The 16,847-nt window shown below is 71.0% G+C and carries 17 protein-coding genes; 15 read left to right on the top strand and 2 right to left on the bottom strand.

All coding sequences use genetic code 11. From position 1 onward, the window contains the following. The first annotated feature begins 625 nt into the window (after positions 1-625). Together ACGFN2_RS35415 and ACGFN2_RS35410 are read left to right on the top strand one after the other, a co-directional pair. Positions 626-928 carry a DUF4193 domain-containing protein gene (locus ACGFN2_RS35415; RefSeq protein WP_003982531.1) on the top strand — a complete coding sequence of 101 codons (303 nt, stop codon included), beginning with the start codon at positions 626-628 and terminating at the stop codon, positions 926-928. 100 nt (positions 929-1,028) lie between these two features. After that, complete coding sequence (locus tag ACGFN2_RS35410; RefSeq protein ID WP_393367051.1) at positions 1,029-1,805, top strand: hypothetical protein; 777 nt, start codon at positions 1,029-1,031, stop codon at positions 1,803-1,805. Between the two features lie 20 nt (positions 1,806-1,825). Here the strand turns inward: ACGFN2_RS35410 and ACGFN2_RS35405 are convergent, their stop codons facing one another. Further along, complete coding sequence (locus ACGFN2_RS35405; RefSeq protein WP_393367049.1) at positions 1,826-2,269, bottom strand: DUF3093 domain-containing protein; 444 nt, start codon at positions 2,267-2,269, stop codon at positions 1,826-1,828. A 58-nt stretch (positions 2,270-2,327) separates the two neighbouring features. Between ACGFN2_RS35405 and ACGFN2_RS35400 the strand changes: the two genes are divergently transcribed. The 8 genes from ACGFN2_RS35400 (at position 2,328) to ACGFN2_RS35365 (ending at position 10,505) form a co-directional block, all read left to right on the top strand. Next, positions 2,328-2,930: a PaaI family thioesterase gene (locus ACGFN2_RS35400; RefSeq protein WP_362613774.1), complete on the top strand. Its 603-nt coding sequence runs from the start codon at positions 2,328-2,330 to the stop codon at positions 2,928-2,930. Next, positions 2,927-3,448 (top strand): dUTP diphosphatase, encoded by a 522-nt coding sequence (gene dut / locus ACGFN2_RS35395; RefSeq protein ID WP_086718403.1) that lies wholly within the window; start codon positions 2,927-2,929, stop codon positions 3,446-3,448. The genes ACGFN2_RS35400 and dut overlap by 4 nt, the downstream gene beginning before the upstream one ends. Position 3,449: 1 nt before the next feature. Then, the gene (locus ACGFN2_RS35390; RefSeq protein ID WP_362613772.1) at positions 3,450-4,214 is read left to right on the top strand and encodes a DUF3710 domain-containing protein; all 765 of its coding nucleotides are present in this window, start codon (positions 3,450-3,452) and stop codon (positions 4,212-4,214) included. A gap of 325 nt (positions 4,215-4,539) precedes the next feature. Next, positions 4,540-4,629, top strand: coding sequence for a K(+)-transporting ATPase subunit F (gene kdpF, locus ACGFN2_RS35385; protein WP_015661927.1), 90 nt, complete (start codon positions 4,540-4,542; stop codon positions 4,627-4,629). A 31-nt stretch (positions 4,630-4,660) separates the two neighbouring features. Further along, positions 4,661-6,358 carry a potassium-transporting ATPase subunit KdpA gene (gene kdpA / locus ACGFN2_RS35380; protein WP_393367057.1) on the top strand — a complete coding sequence of 566 codons (1,698 nt, stop codon included), beginning with the start codon at positions 4,661-4,663 and terminating at the stop codon, positions 6,356-6,358. Between the two features lie 32 nt (positions 6,359-6,390). Next, a complete protein-coding gene (kdpB, locus tag ACGFN2_RS35375; protein WP_393367046.1) occupies positions 6,391-8,499 on the top strand; it encodes a potassium-transporting ATPase subunit KdpB in 2,109 nt (702 codons plus the stop codon). Continuing rightward, complete coding sequence (kdpC, locus tag ACGFN2_RS35370) at positions 8,496-9,173, top strand: potassium-transporting ATPase subunit KdpC (RefSeq protein WP_393367044.1); 678 nt, start codon at positions 8,496-8,498, stop codon at positions 9,171-9,173. Before kdpB ends, kdpC begins: the two co-directional genes overlap by 4 nt. 642 nt (positions 9,174-9,815) lie before the next feature. Continuing rightward, positions 9,816-10,505: an ABC transporter ATP-binding protein gene (locus ACGFN2_RS35365; protein WP_393367055.1), complete on the top strand. Its 690-nt coding sequence runs from the start codon at positions 9,816-9,818 to the stop codon at positions 10,503-10,505. Between the two features lie 163 nt (positions 10,506-10,668). Here ACGFN2_RS35365 and ACGFN2_RS35360 read toward each other — a convergent pair whose 3' ends face one another. Beyond that, positions 10,669-11,238: a GNAT family N-acetyltransferase gene (locus tag ACGFN2_RS35360; protein ID WP_393367053.1), complete on the bottom strand. Its 570-nt coding sequence runs from the start codon at positions 11,236-11,238 to the stop codon at positions 10,669-10,671. Positions 11,239-11,369: 131 nt separating this feature from the next. Here ACGFN2_RS35360 and ACGFN2_RS35355 point away from each other — a divergent pair, with 131 nt between their 5' ends. The 5 genes from ACGFN2_RS35355 to ACGFN2_RS35335 all read left to right on the top strand — a co-directional run bounded on the left by ACGFN2_RS35355 (position 11,370) and on the right by ACGFN2_RS35335 (position 16,674). Then, positions 11,370-11,687 (top strand): hypothetical protein, encoded by a 318-nt coding sequence (locus ACGFN2_RS35355; protein WP_362613763.1) that lies wholly within the window; start codon positions 11,370-11,372, stop codon positions 11,685-11,687. Between the two features lie 292 nt (positions 11,688-11,979). Beyond that, positions 11,980-14,532, top strand: coding sequence for an ATP-binding protein (locus tag ACGFN2_RS35350; RefSeq protein WP_393367041.1), 2,553 nt, complete (start codon positions 11,980-11,982; stop codon positions 14,530-14,532). A 79-nt stretch (positions 14,533-14,611) separates the two neighbouring features. Further along, on the top strand, positions 14,612-15,295 hold the full coding sequence (locus ACGFN2_RS35345) for a response regulator (protein WP_362613758.1): 684 nt from the start codon (positions 14,612-14,614) through the stop codon (positions 15,293-15,295). A gap of 92 nt (positions 15,296-15,387) precedes the next feature. Next, on the top strand, positions 15,388-15,786 hold the full coding sequence (locus ACGFN2_RS35340) for an OB-fold nucleic acid binding domain-containing protein (protein ID WP_042159737.1): 399 nt from the start codon (positions 15,388-15,390) through the stop codon (positions 15,784-15,786). A 3-nt stretch (positions 15,787-15,789) separates the two neighbouring features. Then, positions 15,790-16,674: a DUF3159 domain-containing protein gene (locus ACGFN2_RS35335; RefSeq protein WP_393367038.1), complete on the top strand. Its 885-nt coding sequence runs from the start codon at positions 15,790-15,792 to the stop codon at positions 16,672-16,674. Positions 16,675-16,847 lie beyond the last annotated feature (173 nt).

Here is a 16,847-nt window from a genome sequence, read left to right as displayed (position 1 = left end):
TCGATCGTGCGGTCGGTGGTGCGGGCGCATGACGGGACGATCACGGCGCGGCCGCGGGAGGGCGGCGGGCTGGTGATGCGGGTCGTCCTCCCGCTCTGACGCAGGCCAGAGGGCGGTTGTACGCCCGCTGGAGCCCCTGTGCGCCCCCGCGGGCGTCACCGGACATCTGTGCGTACGATCGCTCGTCTCGCGGCCGTATGCCGCCTCGCCTCCCGGTTTGACGAGAAGGGGGGTCGGCGTGCACCCTTCGCCGAGTTCGCTTTGCGCGGAATTAAACCGGTCCGACCACGGGTCTTTGCGTGTGTGATCCCTCACAGGCGCGAAATTCCGGCCCTCTACGCTCCGTGATCGAAAATCCCGTCGGAATGCCCGGGGACGTCCGGGTTTCCGAGGGGTCAGATCACGGGAAGTACAGGTGATGGGCTGCGCGAGGTGCGACATTCGGACCGTGTACGGTCCTGATCGCCATCCAAACCGATCACCTCTTCAGGGGTGCGGTTGGGTGTCGATTGAGTAACAGACCTTGATGTGAGGCAAAATCTCCGCCTCAGGTCGGGCACAAGTCCGGCCTCTCACGCGTTACGAGCGCTGAGACACCGCAGACACCCAGAGGGGGAGAGCGAAAATGGCTACGGATTACGACACCCCACGCAAGACCGATGACGACCTCAACGAGGACAGCATCGAGGAGCTGAAGTCGCGGCGGAACGACAAGTCCGCCTCGGCCGTCGACGTCGACGAGTTCGAGCAGGCAGAGGGCCTGGAGCTGCCGGGCGCGGACCTGTCCAATGAAGAGCTGGCCGTGCGCGTGCTGCCCAAGCAGCAGGACGAGTTCACGTGCATGAGCTGCTTCCTGGTCCACCACCGCAGCCAGCTCGCCGCGGAGGACAAGAACGGGCAGCCGATCTGCCGCGACTGCGCGGCCTGAACGGGTCGACGCCGTGGCAGGCGTGAACCCGTTCCGTAAGGGACCCAAGGGCGCCGAAGGTCCGGCGGCCGGCGCACGATCACGCGAGGAAACCGCGCCCGTGCCCGCCGACCCGACCGCCCTTCCCACGGAGCGGATGACCGGTGCAACAGAGGAGCGAGGCCGCGCGGCCTCGCTCGCCGTCATGATCGGCCGCGGTGCCGGACGGGGCGGCGGCAGGGTACGGGCGGCGCTCACCGTGATCGCCGACCGGATCATCGAGCTCGCCCCGCGTATCCCGGTCCGCGACCTCGCCACCCTGCGCGCCCAGTTCCCCGGACTGACCCCCGAGGACCTGGCCGACAAGCTCGTCGCGGGCGCCTGCAAGGGCACCGCCACCGTCGGAGCGGGCGTCGGCGCGGCAGCCATGCTGCCCGTACCGCCCGCCATGCCGGCCGAGCTGGCCGCCGAGATCACCGGCGTCGCCTCGGTCGAGATCAAACTGATCGCCGAGCTCCACGAGGTCTACGGCCTCCGGCCCGCCGGGAACTTCCGGCAGCGGGGCATGGCCTACCTGACCTCCTGGACGGAGGAGCGGGGCATCGACGTCACCAAACCGGCCTCGCTGAACTTCGCCCTCGGCGTCCAGATGCGGCGCGAACTGCGCCAGCAGATCATGAAGCGCACGCTGCGCAACCTCCCCAACCTCATCCCGTTCATGATCGGCGCATCCGTCGGTGCGTTCATGAACCGCAGGGACACCCGGAAACTCGCCGAGAAGATCCGCAAGGACCTGCGCACGAAGCAGGTCCCCTGGGACGCCCTCCCCGAATCCGGTCCGGCTTCCCTGACGGACGGCGGAACGGCCCAAGGCCCCCCGCCCCCGCCGGGCGGCTGACGCGGCCCCCGGCCCGCAGGTCAGGCGCGTGCGGCCGCCAGCGCCGCCACCAGACGCTCCGGGTCCCGCGTCGAGAGATAGGCGTACGGCGTCGGGTCCTCGGGGTCGGTGATCTCCACCCGCACCGCGGTGCGGATGTAGCTGCGCAGCAGCATGAACGCCCGGGCATCGGCCTTGTGCGTGCGCCAGGCCAGCGCCTCGTCCGCGTCCAGCGCCCGTGCCTCGCCCAGCGCCGCCGCCGGGATCTTCGCGTCGCCGGCGATCAGCGCACCGCCCACGACCCGGATGCGCGCCGAGCCGTACGTGCTCACCGCCACCGCGGCCAGCGCCGCGCCGCCGATCAGCCCGGCGAGCATCGGGAGCGTCCCCACGGGCAGCAGCATCAGGGCGCAGGCGACGCCGGTCAGCGCGGCGATCACCCACCAGGACCGGGGCGCGGTGAGACGTTCTTCGTACGACTGCATGGCTCCAGCTTGGCACGGCGGCGCGGGCCCGTTACGCGCGCGGGTAGGGTCTGCACTCGTGAGTGGAACTGACAGAACGAGGACGGAGCTGTCGCGGCTGACGCCACCGGCGGATGCCGTCGCTCCGGTCCGGCATGCCGAGGCGCCGGCACCCGGGGAACTCCTCGGCGCGCACTACGACCGCTGCTTCGGCTGTGGCACGGGTCAGCCCCACGGGCTGCACCTGGAGGCGCGGGCCGGTGACGGCGTGAGCGTGACCGCCGAGTTCACCGTCAAGGAGGCCCACCAGGGTGCGCCCGGCCTGGCGCACGGCGGGGTGCTGGCCACCGCGCTGGACGAGACCCTCGGCTCGCTGAACTGGCTGCTGCGAGTGATCGCGGTGACCGGCCGGCTGGAGACCGACTTCGTGCGGCCGGTGCCGCTGGGCACCGTGCTGCACCTGGACGCGCGGGTCACCGCCGTGCACGGCAGGAAGATCTACTCGAAGGCCGTGGGCCGTATAGGCGGCCCGGACGGCCCGGTGGCGGTGCGCGCCGACGCCGTCTTCATCGAGGTGAAGGTCGACCACTTCATCGACAACGGCAGGACCGAGGAGATCCAGGCGGCGATGTCCGACCCGGACCAGGTCAAACGAGCGCGTGCCTTCGAGGTGAACCCGTGAGTCAGGTACGGAATCCGGTGGATGTGCTGCTGCGGCGGCTGGACCCGGAGGTGCCCGTGCCGTCGTACGGGCATCCCGGCGACGCGGGCGTGGATCTGGTGACCACCGAGGCCGCCGAGCTGGCACCGGGGGAGCGCACCGTGCTGCCCACCGGGGTGTCGATCGCCCTGCCCGACGGCTACGCGGCCTTCGTGCACCCCCGGTCGGGGCTGGCCGCGCGGTGCGGACTGGCGCTGGTGAATGCCCCCGGGACGGTGGATGCCGGGTACCGTGGAGAGATCAAGGTGATCGTGGTCAATCTGGACCCGCGCGAGAGCGTGCGGTTCGAACGATTCGACCGGATCGCCCAACTGGTCGTCCAGCAGGTCGAGAAGGTGCGCTTCCACGAGGTGGCGGAACTTCCCGGCTCGGCGCGGGCCGAGGGGGGATTCGGTTCCACCGGCGGTCATGCGGCGGTGGGCGGCTCCACGGGCGGGAATGAATACGCATCGGTCGGTGCCGACCGGGAAGGACAGTGACGTGTTCGGACGTCGCAAGAAGAACGAGGCTCCTGAAGAGCCGGCCGAGGACACCACGCTCGACGACGAGCGAGCGGTGAGCGACGCCGACGAGGACGAGGCGGCGCAGCGGCTCAGCCTTCCGCCCGCGCCGCGCCCCGACGGCCCCTGGGACGCGTCGGAGGTCTCCGAGCCCGGCGAGGGCCGGGTCGATCTCGGCGGGCTGTTCGTGCCCGGTGTCGAGGGCATGGAACTTCGGGTGGAGGTCGCCGGCGACGCCATCGTCGCCGCGACCGTGGTGCTGCAGGACAGCGCCGTACAGCTGCAGGCCTTCGCCGCCCCCAAGAACGAGGGCATCTGGGGCGAGGTCCGCGAGGAGATCGCCGCCGGCATCACCCAGCAGGGCGGGGTCATCGACGAGGTCGAGGGCCCGCTGGGCTGGGAGCTGCGCGCCCAGGTACCCGTACAGCTGCCGGACGGCACCAACGGTGTGCAGGTCGTGCGCTTCATCGGTGTCGACGGCCCCCGGTGGTTCCTGCGCGGTGTGATCTCCGGCCAGGGCGCGGTGCAGCCGCAGGCCGCGGGCGTGCTGGAGCACATCTTCCGGGACACCGTGATCATCCGTGGCGAGGCCCCGATGGCGCCCCGCGACCCGATCGTCCTGAAGCTGCCGGACGACGCCCAGATGGTGCCGGACGGTGTGCAGCAGGAGCCGGTCGAGCAGTCGCGGTTCGGCGGCGGCGTGGAGCGTCTGGAGCGCGGACCGGAGATCACCGAGATCCGCTGACACCTCCGGCGGCCGGATGCGCGGGAAGGCGCCCGGCCACGGCCGGATCACGACGGTCACCAGGGCCCGTACTCCCCGATGGGGGGTGCGGGCCCTTCCGTTTGTGCAGGTCAGGCGGGGAGGCGTAAGAAAGCCGTCAACGGAGCGCTAATGGCCGTAAGAGAGGCGTCAACGACGGTCACACGGGGTGGGAACGGCGCTTTGCTCTAGGGGACCTGTCCTCCCCGTCCCTCTAGGAGCACACGATGGCCGACGTGGCCTTCGTCGTCGTCACGATCGCGGTCTTCGCGCTGGTGGCTCTCGTCGCCAAGGGGGTGGCGAAGCTGTGACCGTCGAGAACATCGTCGGACTGCTCGTGGCCGTCGCCCTGCTCGGCTATCTGGTCCTCGCCCTCGTCTTCCCGGAGAGGTTCTGAGGTGTCCACTGCTGCTGCCGCGGCGGGCCACCTGAGCCCCGTCCTCGCAAGCGTGCTCCAGCTGACAGCGCTCGTCGCGGCGCTGGCCCTGGCGTACCGCCCTCTCGGCGACTACATGGCCGCCGTCTACAGCTCCCCCCAGCACCTCCGCGTCGAGAAGGTCATCTACCGCTGCATAGGCGCCGACGCGAACGCCCAGATGCGCTGGCCGGCCTACCTGCGCGGCGTCCTGGCGTTCTCCGCGGCGGGTGTGCTCGTCCTCTACCTGCTGCAGCGTCTCCAGGGCGGGATGCCGCTGTCCCTCGGCTTCGCGTCGATCAGTCCGGACCAGGCGTTCAACACCGCGGCCTCCTTCGTCGCCAACACCAACTGGCAGTCCTACAGTGGCGAGCAGGCCATGGGCCACGTCGTCCAGACCGCCGGCCTCGCGGTGCAGAACTTCGTGTCCGCCGCCACCGGCATGGCCGTCGCCATCGCCCTCGTCCGCGGCTTCGCCCTCCGCCGGACGGACGGCACCGGCCGCCGCGCGGGCGAACTCGGCAACTTCTGGGCCGACCTGGTCCGCGGCACCGTGCGGGTGCTCGTCCCGATCGCCGTGCTCGGCGCGCTCGTCCTGGTCGCCTGCGGCGCCATCCAGAACTTCTCCGGCATCCACGAGGTCGGCCAGTTCATGGGCGGCTCCCAGCAGACCAACGGCGGCGCGGTCGCCTCCCAGGAGGTCATCAAGGAACTGGGCACCAATGGGGGCGGCTACTTCAACGCCAACTCCGCCCACCCCTTCGAGAACCCCGACGCCTTCACCAACCTCTTCGAGATCTTCCTGATCCTCGTCATCCCGTTCGCGCTGACCCGCACCTTCGGCAAGCTCGTCGGGAACGTGAGGCAGGGCTACGCGATCCTCGCCACGATGGGCGTCATCTGGCTCGGCTTCACCGCGCTGATGCTGTGGACCGAGTTCGCGCACGGCGGGCCGGCCCTGCAGGCCGCGGGCGCCGCCATGGAGGGCAAGGAGACCCGCTTCGGCGTCGGCTCCTCCGCGATCTTCTCGGTGGCCACCACCCTCACCTCCACCGGCGCGGTCGACTCCTTCCACTCCTCCTTCACGGCCTTCGGCGGCGGCATCCAGCTGCTCGGCATGATGCTGGGCGAGATCGCACCCGGCGGCGTCGGCTCCGGCCTCTACGGCATGCTGGTCATGGCGGTCATCGCGGTGTTCATCGCCGGGCTGATGGTCGGCCGGACACCCGAGTACCTCGGCAAGAAGATCGGCACCCGCGAGATCAAGCTCGCGGCCTGCTACATCCTCGTCACCCCGACCCTGGTGCTCGGCTTCACCGCCGCCTCGATGGTGCTGCCGGACGCGCTGGGCTCGATGCTCAACACCAAGGCGCTGGGCGCCGGTTCGCACGGCTTCTCCGAGGTGCTGTACGCCTTCACCTCCGGCGCCAACAACAACGGCTCGGCCTTCGGCGGCCTCAACGCCAACACGCCCTGGTACAACACCACGATCGGTCTGGCGATGCTGCTCGGCCGCTTCCTGCCGATGGTGTTCGTGCTCGCCCTGGCCGGCTCGCTCGCCGAGCAGAAGCCGGTCCCGGAGACCGCGGGCACCCTGCGTACCGAAAAGCCGCTCTTCGCCGGGCTGCTGGTCGGCACGATCCTGATCATCACCGGTCTGACGTACTTCCCGGCACTGGCCCTCGGGCCGCTGGCGGAAGGCCTGTCATGACCGCCCCCGTGAAACCGGAGGAGCCCGGCTCCATGGCCTCCCGATCGACCGTTACTCCGACGCGCGCCCCGCACCAGGACGTCCCCAGCGGGCACAAGCCCGGCGACGGCCGCGTGGGCGGCGGCCTCTTCGACCCCAAGCAGCTGCTCACGTCCTTCCCGGACGCGCTACGCAAGCTCGACCCGCGGGTGATGGTCAAGTCCCCCGTGATGTTCGTGGTCGAGGTCGGCTCCGTCCTGACCACCGTCTTCGCCCTCACGTCCCCCGCGGACTGGTTCGGCTGGGCGATCGCCGCCTGGCTGTGGCTGACCGTGATCTTCGCCAACCTGGCGGAGGCGGTCGCCGAGGGCCGCGGCAAGGCGCAGGCCGACACCCTGCGCAAGGCCAAGACCGACACCGTGGCGCGCCGCCTCAGCGGCGGCAGCGAGGACCAGGTCCCCGGCACCGAGCTGCGCATCGGTGACCTGGTCGTCTGCGAGGCCGGCGACATCATCCCCGGCGACGGCGATGTCGTCGAGGGCGTCGCGTCGGTGGACGAGTCGGCGATCACCGGTGAATCGGCCCCGGTCATCCGGGAGTCGGGCGGTGACCGCTCCGCGGTGACCGGCGGCACGAAGGTGCTCTCCGACCGCATCGTCATCAAGATCACGACGAAGCCCGGCGAGACCTTCATCGACCGGATGATCAACCTCGTCGAGGGCGCCGCACGGCAGAAGACCCCCAACGAGATCGCGCTGAACATCCTGCTGGCGTCGCTCACCATCGTCTTCCTGCTGGCGGTGGTCACCCTCCAGCCGTTCGCGATCTACGCCGGCGCCGAACAGTCCATGATCGTGCTGCTCGCGCTGCTGGTCTGCCTGATCCCCACGACGATCGGCGCACTGCTCTCCGCCATCGGCATCGCCGGGATGGACCGGCTGGTGCAGCGCAACGTGCTGGCCATGTCCGGCCGCGCCGTCGAAGCGGCGGGCGATGTATCGACATTGCTGCTCGACAAGACCGGCACCATCACCCTCGGCAACCGCCAGGCCGCCGAGTTCGTCCCCGTAAGCGGCACCACCGAAGCCGAGGTCGCCGACGCCGCCCAGCTGTCCTCACTCGCCGATGAGACCCCCGAGGGCCGCTCCATCGTCGTCCTCGCCAAGGAGAAGTACGGCCTCCGCGAGCGGCACCAGGGCGAGCTGACGGACGCCGCATGGGTGCCGTTCACCGCCCAGACCCGGATGTCGGGTGTGGACGTCGACGGCCGCAAGGTCCGTAAGGGGGCCTCCGGTTCGGTCCTCGCCTGGGTCAAGGAGCGCGGCGGCACCGTCGCCGACGACGCCCAGCAGCTCACCGACGCGATCTCCCAGGCCGGCGGCACCCCGCTGCTGGTCGCCCTGGAGGACGAGAGCGGACCCCGCGTCCTGGGAGTCATCCACCTCAAGGACGTCGTCAAGGACGGCATGCGCGAACGCTTCACCGAGCTGCGCAAGATGGGCATCAAGACCGTCATGATCACGGGCGACAACCCGCTGACGGCCAAGGCCATCGCCGACGAGGCCGGCGTGGACGACTTCCTCGCGGAAGCCACGCCCGAGGACAAGATGGCGCTCATCAAGCGCGAACAGGCCGGCGGCAAGCTGGTCGCGATGACCGGCGACGGCACCAACGACGCACCCGCACTGGCCCAGGCGGACGTCGGCGTGGCCATGAACACCGGCACCTCGGCCGCCAAGGAGGCCGGGAACATGGTGGACCTGGACTCCAACCCGACCAAGCTCATCGAGATCGTCGAGATCGGCAAGCAACTCCTCATCACCCGGGGAGCGCTGACCACCTTCTCCATCGCCAACGACGTCGCGAAGTACTTCGCGATCATCCCGGCGATGTTCGCGGTGGCCTACCCGGGCCTGGACACCCTCAACATCATGCGGCTGTCTAGCCCCAACTCCGCGATCCTCTCGGCGATCATCTTCAACGCACTGATCATCGTCGCGCTGGTACCGCTCGCCCTCAAGGGCGTGCAGTACCGCCCCGTGAGCGCCGACAAGATGCTGCGACGCAACCTGGCGGTCTACGGACTCGGTGGCCTGATCGCGCCCTTCATCGGCATCAAGCTCATCGACCTGCTGCTCTCTCTCCTCCCCGGAATCGGGTGACCGCCGTGAACAACTCCGTACGCAACACCGCCCGGTTGATCGGGGCGGGCCTGCGCGCCCTGCTCGTACTGACCGTGGTCTGCGGCGTCCTCTACCCGCTGCTGGTCACCGGGGTGGCCCAGGCGGCGTTCCCCCACAAGGCCAACGGTTCCGAGGTGAGCCACCAGGGCAAGGCCGTCGGCTCCTCGCTCATCGGGCAGCGCTACGACAAGGGCACGGACAAGGCCGGCAATCCGGTCCCCGACCTGCGGTACTTCCAGCCGCGCCCCTCGGCGGGACTGGGCAGCAACAAGACCAACGGCGTCAACACCCAGTACGACCTCCAGGTCTCCGGCGCCTCCAACCTGGGCGCCACCAACACCGACCTCATCAAGGCGGTGAAGGAACGCAAGCACTGGGTCTCCGCCACCTACGGAGTCCCCGAGTCGAAGGTCCCGGCGGACGCCGTCACCTCCTCCGGCTCCGGCCTCGACCCGGACATCTCCCCGGCCTACGCCGCACTGCAGGCCGCCACGGTCGCCCGGCGGAACCACCTCCCCGCCGGCACCGTGGACAAGCTGGTCAAGGAACACACCGACGGGCGCACCCTCGGCTTCCTGGGCGAGCCGCGGGTGAACGTCCTGGAGCTGAACGTGGCGCTGAGGGAGCTGGTGGAGGGGGCGGGGAAGGGGTGAGTGGGGGCCGTCGGGCGCGATGACCGTGAGTGGGTCATCGTGAGTGGGGCATCGTGTGCGGTCGGCTGAGTTGGGTTGTGTGGTGTGGTGCGGCGTGGTGGCGCCGGGCGGGTGGCTCGGGGCTGGTGCGGGCACGACGGGCGGCTCTGGGAGGTGGTTCCGGGGCCGCTTGGTCGTTTTTGGGTGGGGGATGGGGTGTGCTGCGGTGGGGGAGGGGCCCGCGGTCGATTGGCTCCGCTGTGGCGGGTGACGGTGAGCTGAACTGAGCCGGGCCGGTTCCGGGTGGGCCGGAGTGTGCGGCGGAGCCGGTCCGAGAGTTATCCACAGGCGTTGCTTGCCGGAGCGCGCCGTACGCATACTGACGCAACCGGCAGGCAGTCCGAGGCCGATGAGCGGGGACGGCCAACGTGGGTGCGGGTGAGGCCGGTTGGCGGCAGGTCGTGTGTGCAGCAGTGGCCGGGTCGGTGCCGGAAGCGGTGCGTGAGCGGAATGGGGGAGCGGGGCATGAACGGCGGGGGAAGCGTGTCGGGCGGGAACGGGCGTAGGGGCAGGGCGCGGAGCAAGGCGTCCGAGGCGCGCGAGGCACCGGCGGAGGGGGTGAGCGCGGGGGTGGCCGATCCCGGGGCGGTGGCGGTCGGGGCCATGGTCGTCGTCGAGGATCTGCACCGCAGCCACGGTTCCGGCGCCGGCGCCGTACACGCCTTACGTGGGGTGTCCTGCAGCGTCCCGCGCGGCGAACTGGTCGCCCTGCGCGGCCGTTCCGGATCGGGCAAGACCACTCTGCTCAACCTCATCGGCGGCCTGGACACCCCCGACTCGGGGCGGATCACCGTGGACGGGACGGCGCTGGCCGACCTCGGCGAGAGCGGGCTGCTGGCGATGCGCCGTGACCGCATCGGGTTCGTCTTCCAGTCGTTCGGGCTCATACCGATACTCAGCGCCGCGGAGAACGTCGGGGTGCCGCTGCGGCTGCGCAAGGTCCCACCGCGTGAGCGTGAGGAGCGTGTCGCGCTCCTGCTGTCCTTGGTGGGCCTGGCCGACCACGCCGCGCAGCGGCCCGGTGAACTCTCCGGCGGTCAGCAGCAGCGTGTGGCCATCGCCCGTGCACTCGCCAACCGGCCCGCGCTGCTCATAGCCGACGAGCCGACCGGACAACTGGACGCCGAGACCGGCATGGAGGTGATGGACCTGCTGCGGGCCGTCGTCCGCAGCGAGGGTGTGACGGCCCTGGTGGCCACCCACGACGCCAACCTCCTGGGCCTGGCCGACCGCGTCCTGGAGCTGAGCGACGGCGTGATCACGGAGGTGAGCACGGGGGCGGGGGGAGGGTGAGGGGCGGGGGGAGGGGAGGGAGGGGGAGGGCCCCCACCAGGGAGGCCCTCCAGAAGGGACATCCCACCTGCCCGCCCTCAGGCTCTCCCTGCCCACCCGCAGGCCTCGATCCCTCGCCCGCCCCCCTCGCCCCTCCTGGGCACCCTCCGACCGTCCCCCCGCATCACCACACGTCGCCGTCGCGCCAGTCGCAGGTGAGGTCGGTGTCGAGGTCGAGTGGGGTGGTCGCGGCGGGCAGGACGTAGATGCAGCCGTCCTCGTCGTCGGTGCGCTGGACGCCGTCCGGGGTGAGTGCCCAGGAGCGGCCGCGCCACCGTTGCCAGCCACGGGCCGCGTAGAAGGCAGCGGCCTCGTCGGCGGCGCCGAGCGCGCCGAGGTCGTAGCCGCTGTGCACCACTCGCTCCAGGGCCTCCATCAGGGCGGCGCCGTGCCCGCGGCCGCGCCGGTCCGCGCGTACGCCCACGCCCTCCACGTAGCCGCAGCGCAGCGCCCGGCCGCCGTGCAGCAGGCGTCGCTGGACGACGCTGGCATGCCCGATCAGTTCGCCGTCCTCGTGGATCAGGGCGTGCAGCCCGCCGAGTGCGTGCTCCCAGTCCTCCGCGGTCATGTCGTCGAAGACGTCGTAGAGGAGGGCGCGGGCCGCCTTGAGGGTGGTGGCGTCCAGGTCGGCGGTGTGGGCGATGCGTACGTCGATGCGGGGCGTCGTCAGATGTGCCTCGGTCATGTAGGGCATCGTCGCAGTCGGCCGGTGGCCGGGCGACAGCATTTTCTTGCCGTGGCTCACCCCTCATCTCCCTCCGGCCGCTCGGCGTCAGTGATGCGTCAGAGAAAGCGTCTTGGGCTGGTGGGACACCGCCCCGGCCGGTGTCATGGAGGCATGACCGGGCGCTCTGCGCCGCCGGGGCGGCCGCCGTACCGCAGTGCGTGGTGTACGCCGACCGGGTCCGGCTTCTGCCGGACGTCACAGCGGGCGCCGCGTACCTCTTCGCGCGGCGCCCGCCCGCATGTGTCCGTACGGGCCGCGCCCCGACCGAAGCAGCCACCCGGCCGGACCGAAGCGGCTTCCCGACCGTCGGCTCCACCGACACCGCACCCGCCAGCTGCCCCCTGACCCGCACCTTTCCCGTCCCGCGCCTCCCGACCACCACGACCACCACGACCACCACGACCACCACCAACTAACGCACACCCCCTCCCCACACGACAGCCGCCACCCAACCGGCCCCCGCACCCACCCGCCGTCCCCCATCCACCACCCCACCCACGCCCCCCACACCCACCCCAAAGCCCCCCAGGAGACAAGGCCCCACACCCCCATGCCCCCACCCGCCCCGCAGCTCCCCGCCCCCACATCATGGTCGCGTCAAGACCAGGCCCGAAGTCGCCAAGTGCACCTTTTGTCGCCTTGTTCGGTCGGTAGGGTCGCAGCAGGTTCAGCCCGGTGGGGGCGGCCTTCACGTAAGACAATGGGGCCATGGCACGCGGCAAGCTTCGGATATATCTCGGCGCGGCACCGGGCGTCGGCAAGACGTACGCGATGCTGTCCGAGGCGCACCGGCGCGTGGAGCGGGGGACGGACGCCGTCGTGGCGTTCGTCGAGCACCACGGCAGGCCTCGTACGGAGGTCATGCTGCACGGGCTGGAGCAGATCCAGCGCCGGGAGCTGGAGTACCGCGGCACGGTCTTCACCGAAATGGACGTGGACGCGGTCCTGGAGCGCGGGCCGGCCGTGGCGCTGGTCGACGAGCTGGCGCACACCAATGTCCCCGGTTCCCGCAACGCCAAGCGCTGGCAGGACATCGAGGAGCTGCTGGAAGCCGGCATCCACGTGATCTCGACGGTGAACATCCAGCATCTGGAGTCGCTCGGCGACGTCGTCGAGTCCATAACCGGTGTGCGGCAGCGGGAGACCGTGCCGGACGAGATCGTCCGCCGGGCCGACCAGATCGAGCTTGTCGACATGTCGCCCCAGGCGATCCGCCGTCGTATGGCGCACGGCAACATCTACCAGCCCGACAAGGTGGACGCCGCCCTCTCCAACTACTTCCGGCCGGGCAACCTCACGGCGCTGCGCGAGCTGGCGCTGCTGTGGGTCGCCGACCGGGTGGACGAGTATCTGCAGGAGTACCGCGCGGAGCATTCGATCCGCTCCACCTGGCAGGCGCGTGAGCGCATCGTCGTCGGACTGACCGGCGGTCCTGAGGGGCGCACGCTGATCCGCCGCGCGGCCCGGGTGGCGGCCAAGGGCTCGGGCAGTGAGGTGCTCGCCGTCTACATAGCGCGCAGCGATGGGCTGACCTCGGCCTCGCCCAAGGAACTCGCCGTCCAGCGCACCCTGGTGGAGGACCTCGGCGGGACGTTTCACCACGTCATCGGCGATGACATACCGAGCGCGCTGCTGGAGTTCGCACGGGGCGTCAACGCCACCCAGATCGTGCTGGGTTCGAGTCGCCGCAAGGCCTGGCAGTACGTCTTCGGGCCGGGGGTGGGCGCGACGGTCGCCCGCGACTCCGGGCCGGACCTCGACGTGCACATCGTCACCCACGACGAGGTCGCCAAGGGCCGGGGGCTGCCGGTGGCGCGCGGTGCGCGGCTGGGGCGGACCCGGATCGTCTCCGGCTGGCTCGTCGGTGTCGTCGGCCCCGTGCTGCTCTCGCTGCTGCTGACCGGCATCGGGAACGGTCCCGGTCTGGCCAACGACGTGCTGCTCTTCCTCTTCCTGACGGTCCTCGCCGCGCTGCTCGGCGGGCAGCTGCCGGCGCTGGCGTCGGCCGCGGTCGGCTCGCTGCTGCTGAACTTCTACTTCACCCCGCCCACCCACACCCTCACGGTCAGTGACCCCAAGAATCTCGTCGCCATCGTGATCTTCTTCGCGGTGGCCGTCTCGGTCGCCTCCGTGGTGGACCTCGCGGCCCGCCGCACCCACCAGGCCGCCAGGCTGCGCGCCGAGTCGGAGATCCTGTCCTTCCTCGCGGGCAGTGTGCTGCGCGGGGAGACGACGCTGGACGCCCTGCTGGAGCGGGTGCGCGAGACCTTCGGGATGGAGACCGTGGTGCTGCTGGAGCGGGCCGGTGACGTCGAGCCGTGGACCTGCGCGGGCCGGGCCGGCACCGATCACGGCACGCCGCTGCGGCGCCCCGAGGACGCCGATGTCGACATGCCGGTGGGCGACCACATGGCGCTGGCGCTGACCGGCCGGGTGCTGCCCGCCGAGGACCGCCGGGTGCTGGCCGCGTTCGCCGCCCAGGCCGCCGTCGTCCTGGACCGGCAGCGGCTGGTGGGCGAGGCGGAGCGGGCCCGGGAGCTGGCCGAGGGCAACCGCATCAGGACGGCGCTGCTGGCCGCCGTCAGCCACGACCTGCGGACCCCGCTGGCGGGCATCAAGGCCTCCGTGACCTCCCTGCGCTCCGACGACGTCGCCTGGTCCCAGGAGGACGAGGCGGAGCTGCTGGCGGGCATCGAGGCGGGCGCCGACCGGCTGGATCATCTCGTCGGCAATCTGCTGGACATGTCCCGGCTGCAGACCGGCACGGTCACCCCGCTGATCCGGGAGATCGACCTCGACGAGGTGGTGCCGATGGCGCTCGGCGGCGTGCCGGAGGGCAGCGTCACCCTCGACATCCCCGAGGAGCTGCCGATCGTCGCCGTCGATCCGGGACTGCTGGAACGCGCGGTCGCCAACCTCGTCGAGAACGCCGTGAAGTACAGCCCGGACGGGACGGCGGTGCTGGTCTCGGCGAGTGCGCTCGGTGATCGGGTGGAGCTGCGGATCGCCGACCGCGGCCCGGGGGTGCCGGACAGCGCCAAGGACCGGATCTTCGAGCCCTTCCAGCGCTACGGAGATGCTCCGCGCGGTGCCGGGGTGGGCCTGGGGCTGGCGGTGGCGCGCGGTTTCGCGGAGGCGATGGGCGGCACGCTCGCCGCCGAGGACACCCCGGGCGGCGGGATGACCATGGTCCTGACGCTCCGGGCCGCGCCCGGCCGGCCGCCCGCCCGGCCCGGTCTTCCGGCACAGGCCACCACATGAGCCGGGCCGCACGGACCCCCCTCATCCCACGCCCGGCGGGCCCGGCCCGGCGGGAGACGACACCGCGAGGAGAACGCCAGTGAACCGGGTGCTTGTGGTCGATGACGAGCCGCAGATCGTGCGTGCCCTCGTGATCAACCTGAAGGCGCGCAAGTACGAGGTGGACGCCGCCCCCGACGGGGCCACCGCCCTCAAACTCGCCGCCGCCCGCCACCCCGATGTCATCGTCCTGGACCTCGGCCTGCCCGACATGGACGGGGTCGAGGTGATCAAGGGGCTGCGGGGCTGGACGCGGGTGCCGATCCTGGTGCTCTCCGCCCGGCAGACCTCCGACGAGAAGGTGGAGGCGCTGGACGCCGGTGCGGACGACTACGTCACCAAGCCGTTCGGCATGGACGAGCTGCTGGCCCGATTGCGGGCGGCGGTGCGCCGGGCCGAGCCGACCGGACCGGCGGACGACGCGGTGATCGTGGAGACGGAAGGTTTCTCCGTCGATCTCGCCGCGAAGAAGGTCAACCGCGGTGGCCGGGACATCCGGCTGACCCCCACCGAGTGGCACCTGCTGGAGGTCCTGGTCCGCAACGCGGGCCGGCTGGTCAGCCAGAAGCAGCTGCTCCAGGAGGTCTGGGGCCCGTCGTACGGCACCGAGACCAACTACCTTCGGGTGTACATGGCGCAGCTCCGCCGCAAGCTGGAGAGCGACCCCTCACATCCGAAGCACTTCATCACGGAGCCGGGGATGGGCTACCGCTTCGAGCAGTAGCGCCCCGGCGGCCGGAAGCGGCTTTGTGAGCCGGGTACGAACTCCGTGTGCGGGCCGTGATCCCGGGCCCCGGCCACCGGTACGCTGGGCTCATGAGTGCTGGGACCCGATCCGAGAAGCCGGCCGGTCGATTCCGCCGGCTGCTCGACAGGCTGTCCTCCTCCGAGGAGGAGTTGCAGTCCGCCGAGCTGCAACAGGACGCGCAGGACGCGGGATGCACCCGTATCTGCGACTGTGACGACCGGCAGATAGTGAAGGTCACCGGCACCCTGCGGCATGTCACGCTGCGGCCCCGCGCCGGTGTGCCCGCGCTGGAGGCGGAGCTGTTCGACGGCTCCGCCGCCCTCGACGTGGTGTGGCTCGGACGCCGCTCCATCGCGGGGATAGAGCCGGGCCGCAAGCTCATCGCCTCGGGCCGGGTCTCCCTGAGCCACGGACGCCGGGTGCTCTTCAATCCGAAGTACGAACTCCGACCGCTCGGACAGGAGTAGCCGGTGACGTCTTACGACCGACCGACGACTGACGCGCAGGCCGATCACGACGCCTCCGCAGGCCCCCCACCCGCCTCGCCCGCCCCGGGCGCCGACCCCGCCGCCGACGGCAGGCAGGTGACCGAGGCGGCGCTGTTCGAGGCGTTCGGCGGGGTACGGGGCATGGTGGAGACCGTCGTCCCCGGCCTGCTGTTCGTGACGATCTTCACGATCAACAAGGACCTGCACGTCTCGGCGATCGCCGCGCTGGCCGTCTCGCTGGTGCTGGGCATCCTCCGGCTGGTCCGCAGGGACACCGTCAAGCACGCCTTCAGCGGCGTCTTCGGGGTGGCCTTCGGCGTGGTCTTCGCGATGATGACCGGCAACGCCAAGGACTTCTATCTGCCGGGCATGCTCTACACCCTCGGGCTGGCCTTCGCCTACATCCTCACCACGCTCGCGGGCGTCCCGCTGATCGGGCTGATCCTGGGGCCGGTGTTCAAGGAGAACCTCTCCTGGCGCACCCGCAACCCGGGCCGGAAGAAGGCGTACGCGAAGGCCAGCTGGGCCTGGGGGCTGATCCTGCTCGCCAAGTGCGCGATCCTCTTCCCGCTGTACTGGTGGGCGGACACCACCCAGCTCGGCTGGGTGCTGATCGCCCTGAAGATCCCGCCGTTCCTGCTCGCCGTCTATCTCACCTGGGTCTTCCTGGCGAAGGCACCGGCGCCGATCGACGTCTCCGCGGAGATGGAGGCGAAGGAGAAGGCCGAGCAGGAGGCCGAGGAGCGGCGCCGCGGTGAGCGCGAGACGCTCGACGGGGCCGCCGCCGGACTCACCCCGGACCTGACGGCCGGGAGCGCGCAGGCCGCCACCGAGCTTCCCCGCGGGGGACCGCGCCACCGCCGCTGACGGGACGCCTCCGCACACACGCCAGGGGCCCGGGAACCGATCGGTTCCCGGGCCCCTGGCGTCGTTCCACCGTGGTGCGCCCTGATCGAGGTCCTGCTGCTGGGCCGGCACCTGCCTCATGAGCATGTCGTCGCCGGCCTCGCCGCTGCCCTGCGGGCTGGGGCCCTGACAGC

The sequence above is a fragment of the Streptomyces sp. NPDC048612 genome (assembly GCF_043199295.1).
Lineage (GTDB): Bacteria > Actinomycetota > Actinomycetes > Streptomycetales > Streptomycetaceae > Streptomyces.
The sequence above is the reverse complement of the archived record's forward strand: the minus strand, read 5'-3'. Positions and strand labels throughout refer to the sequence as shown.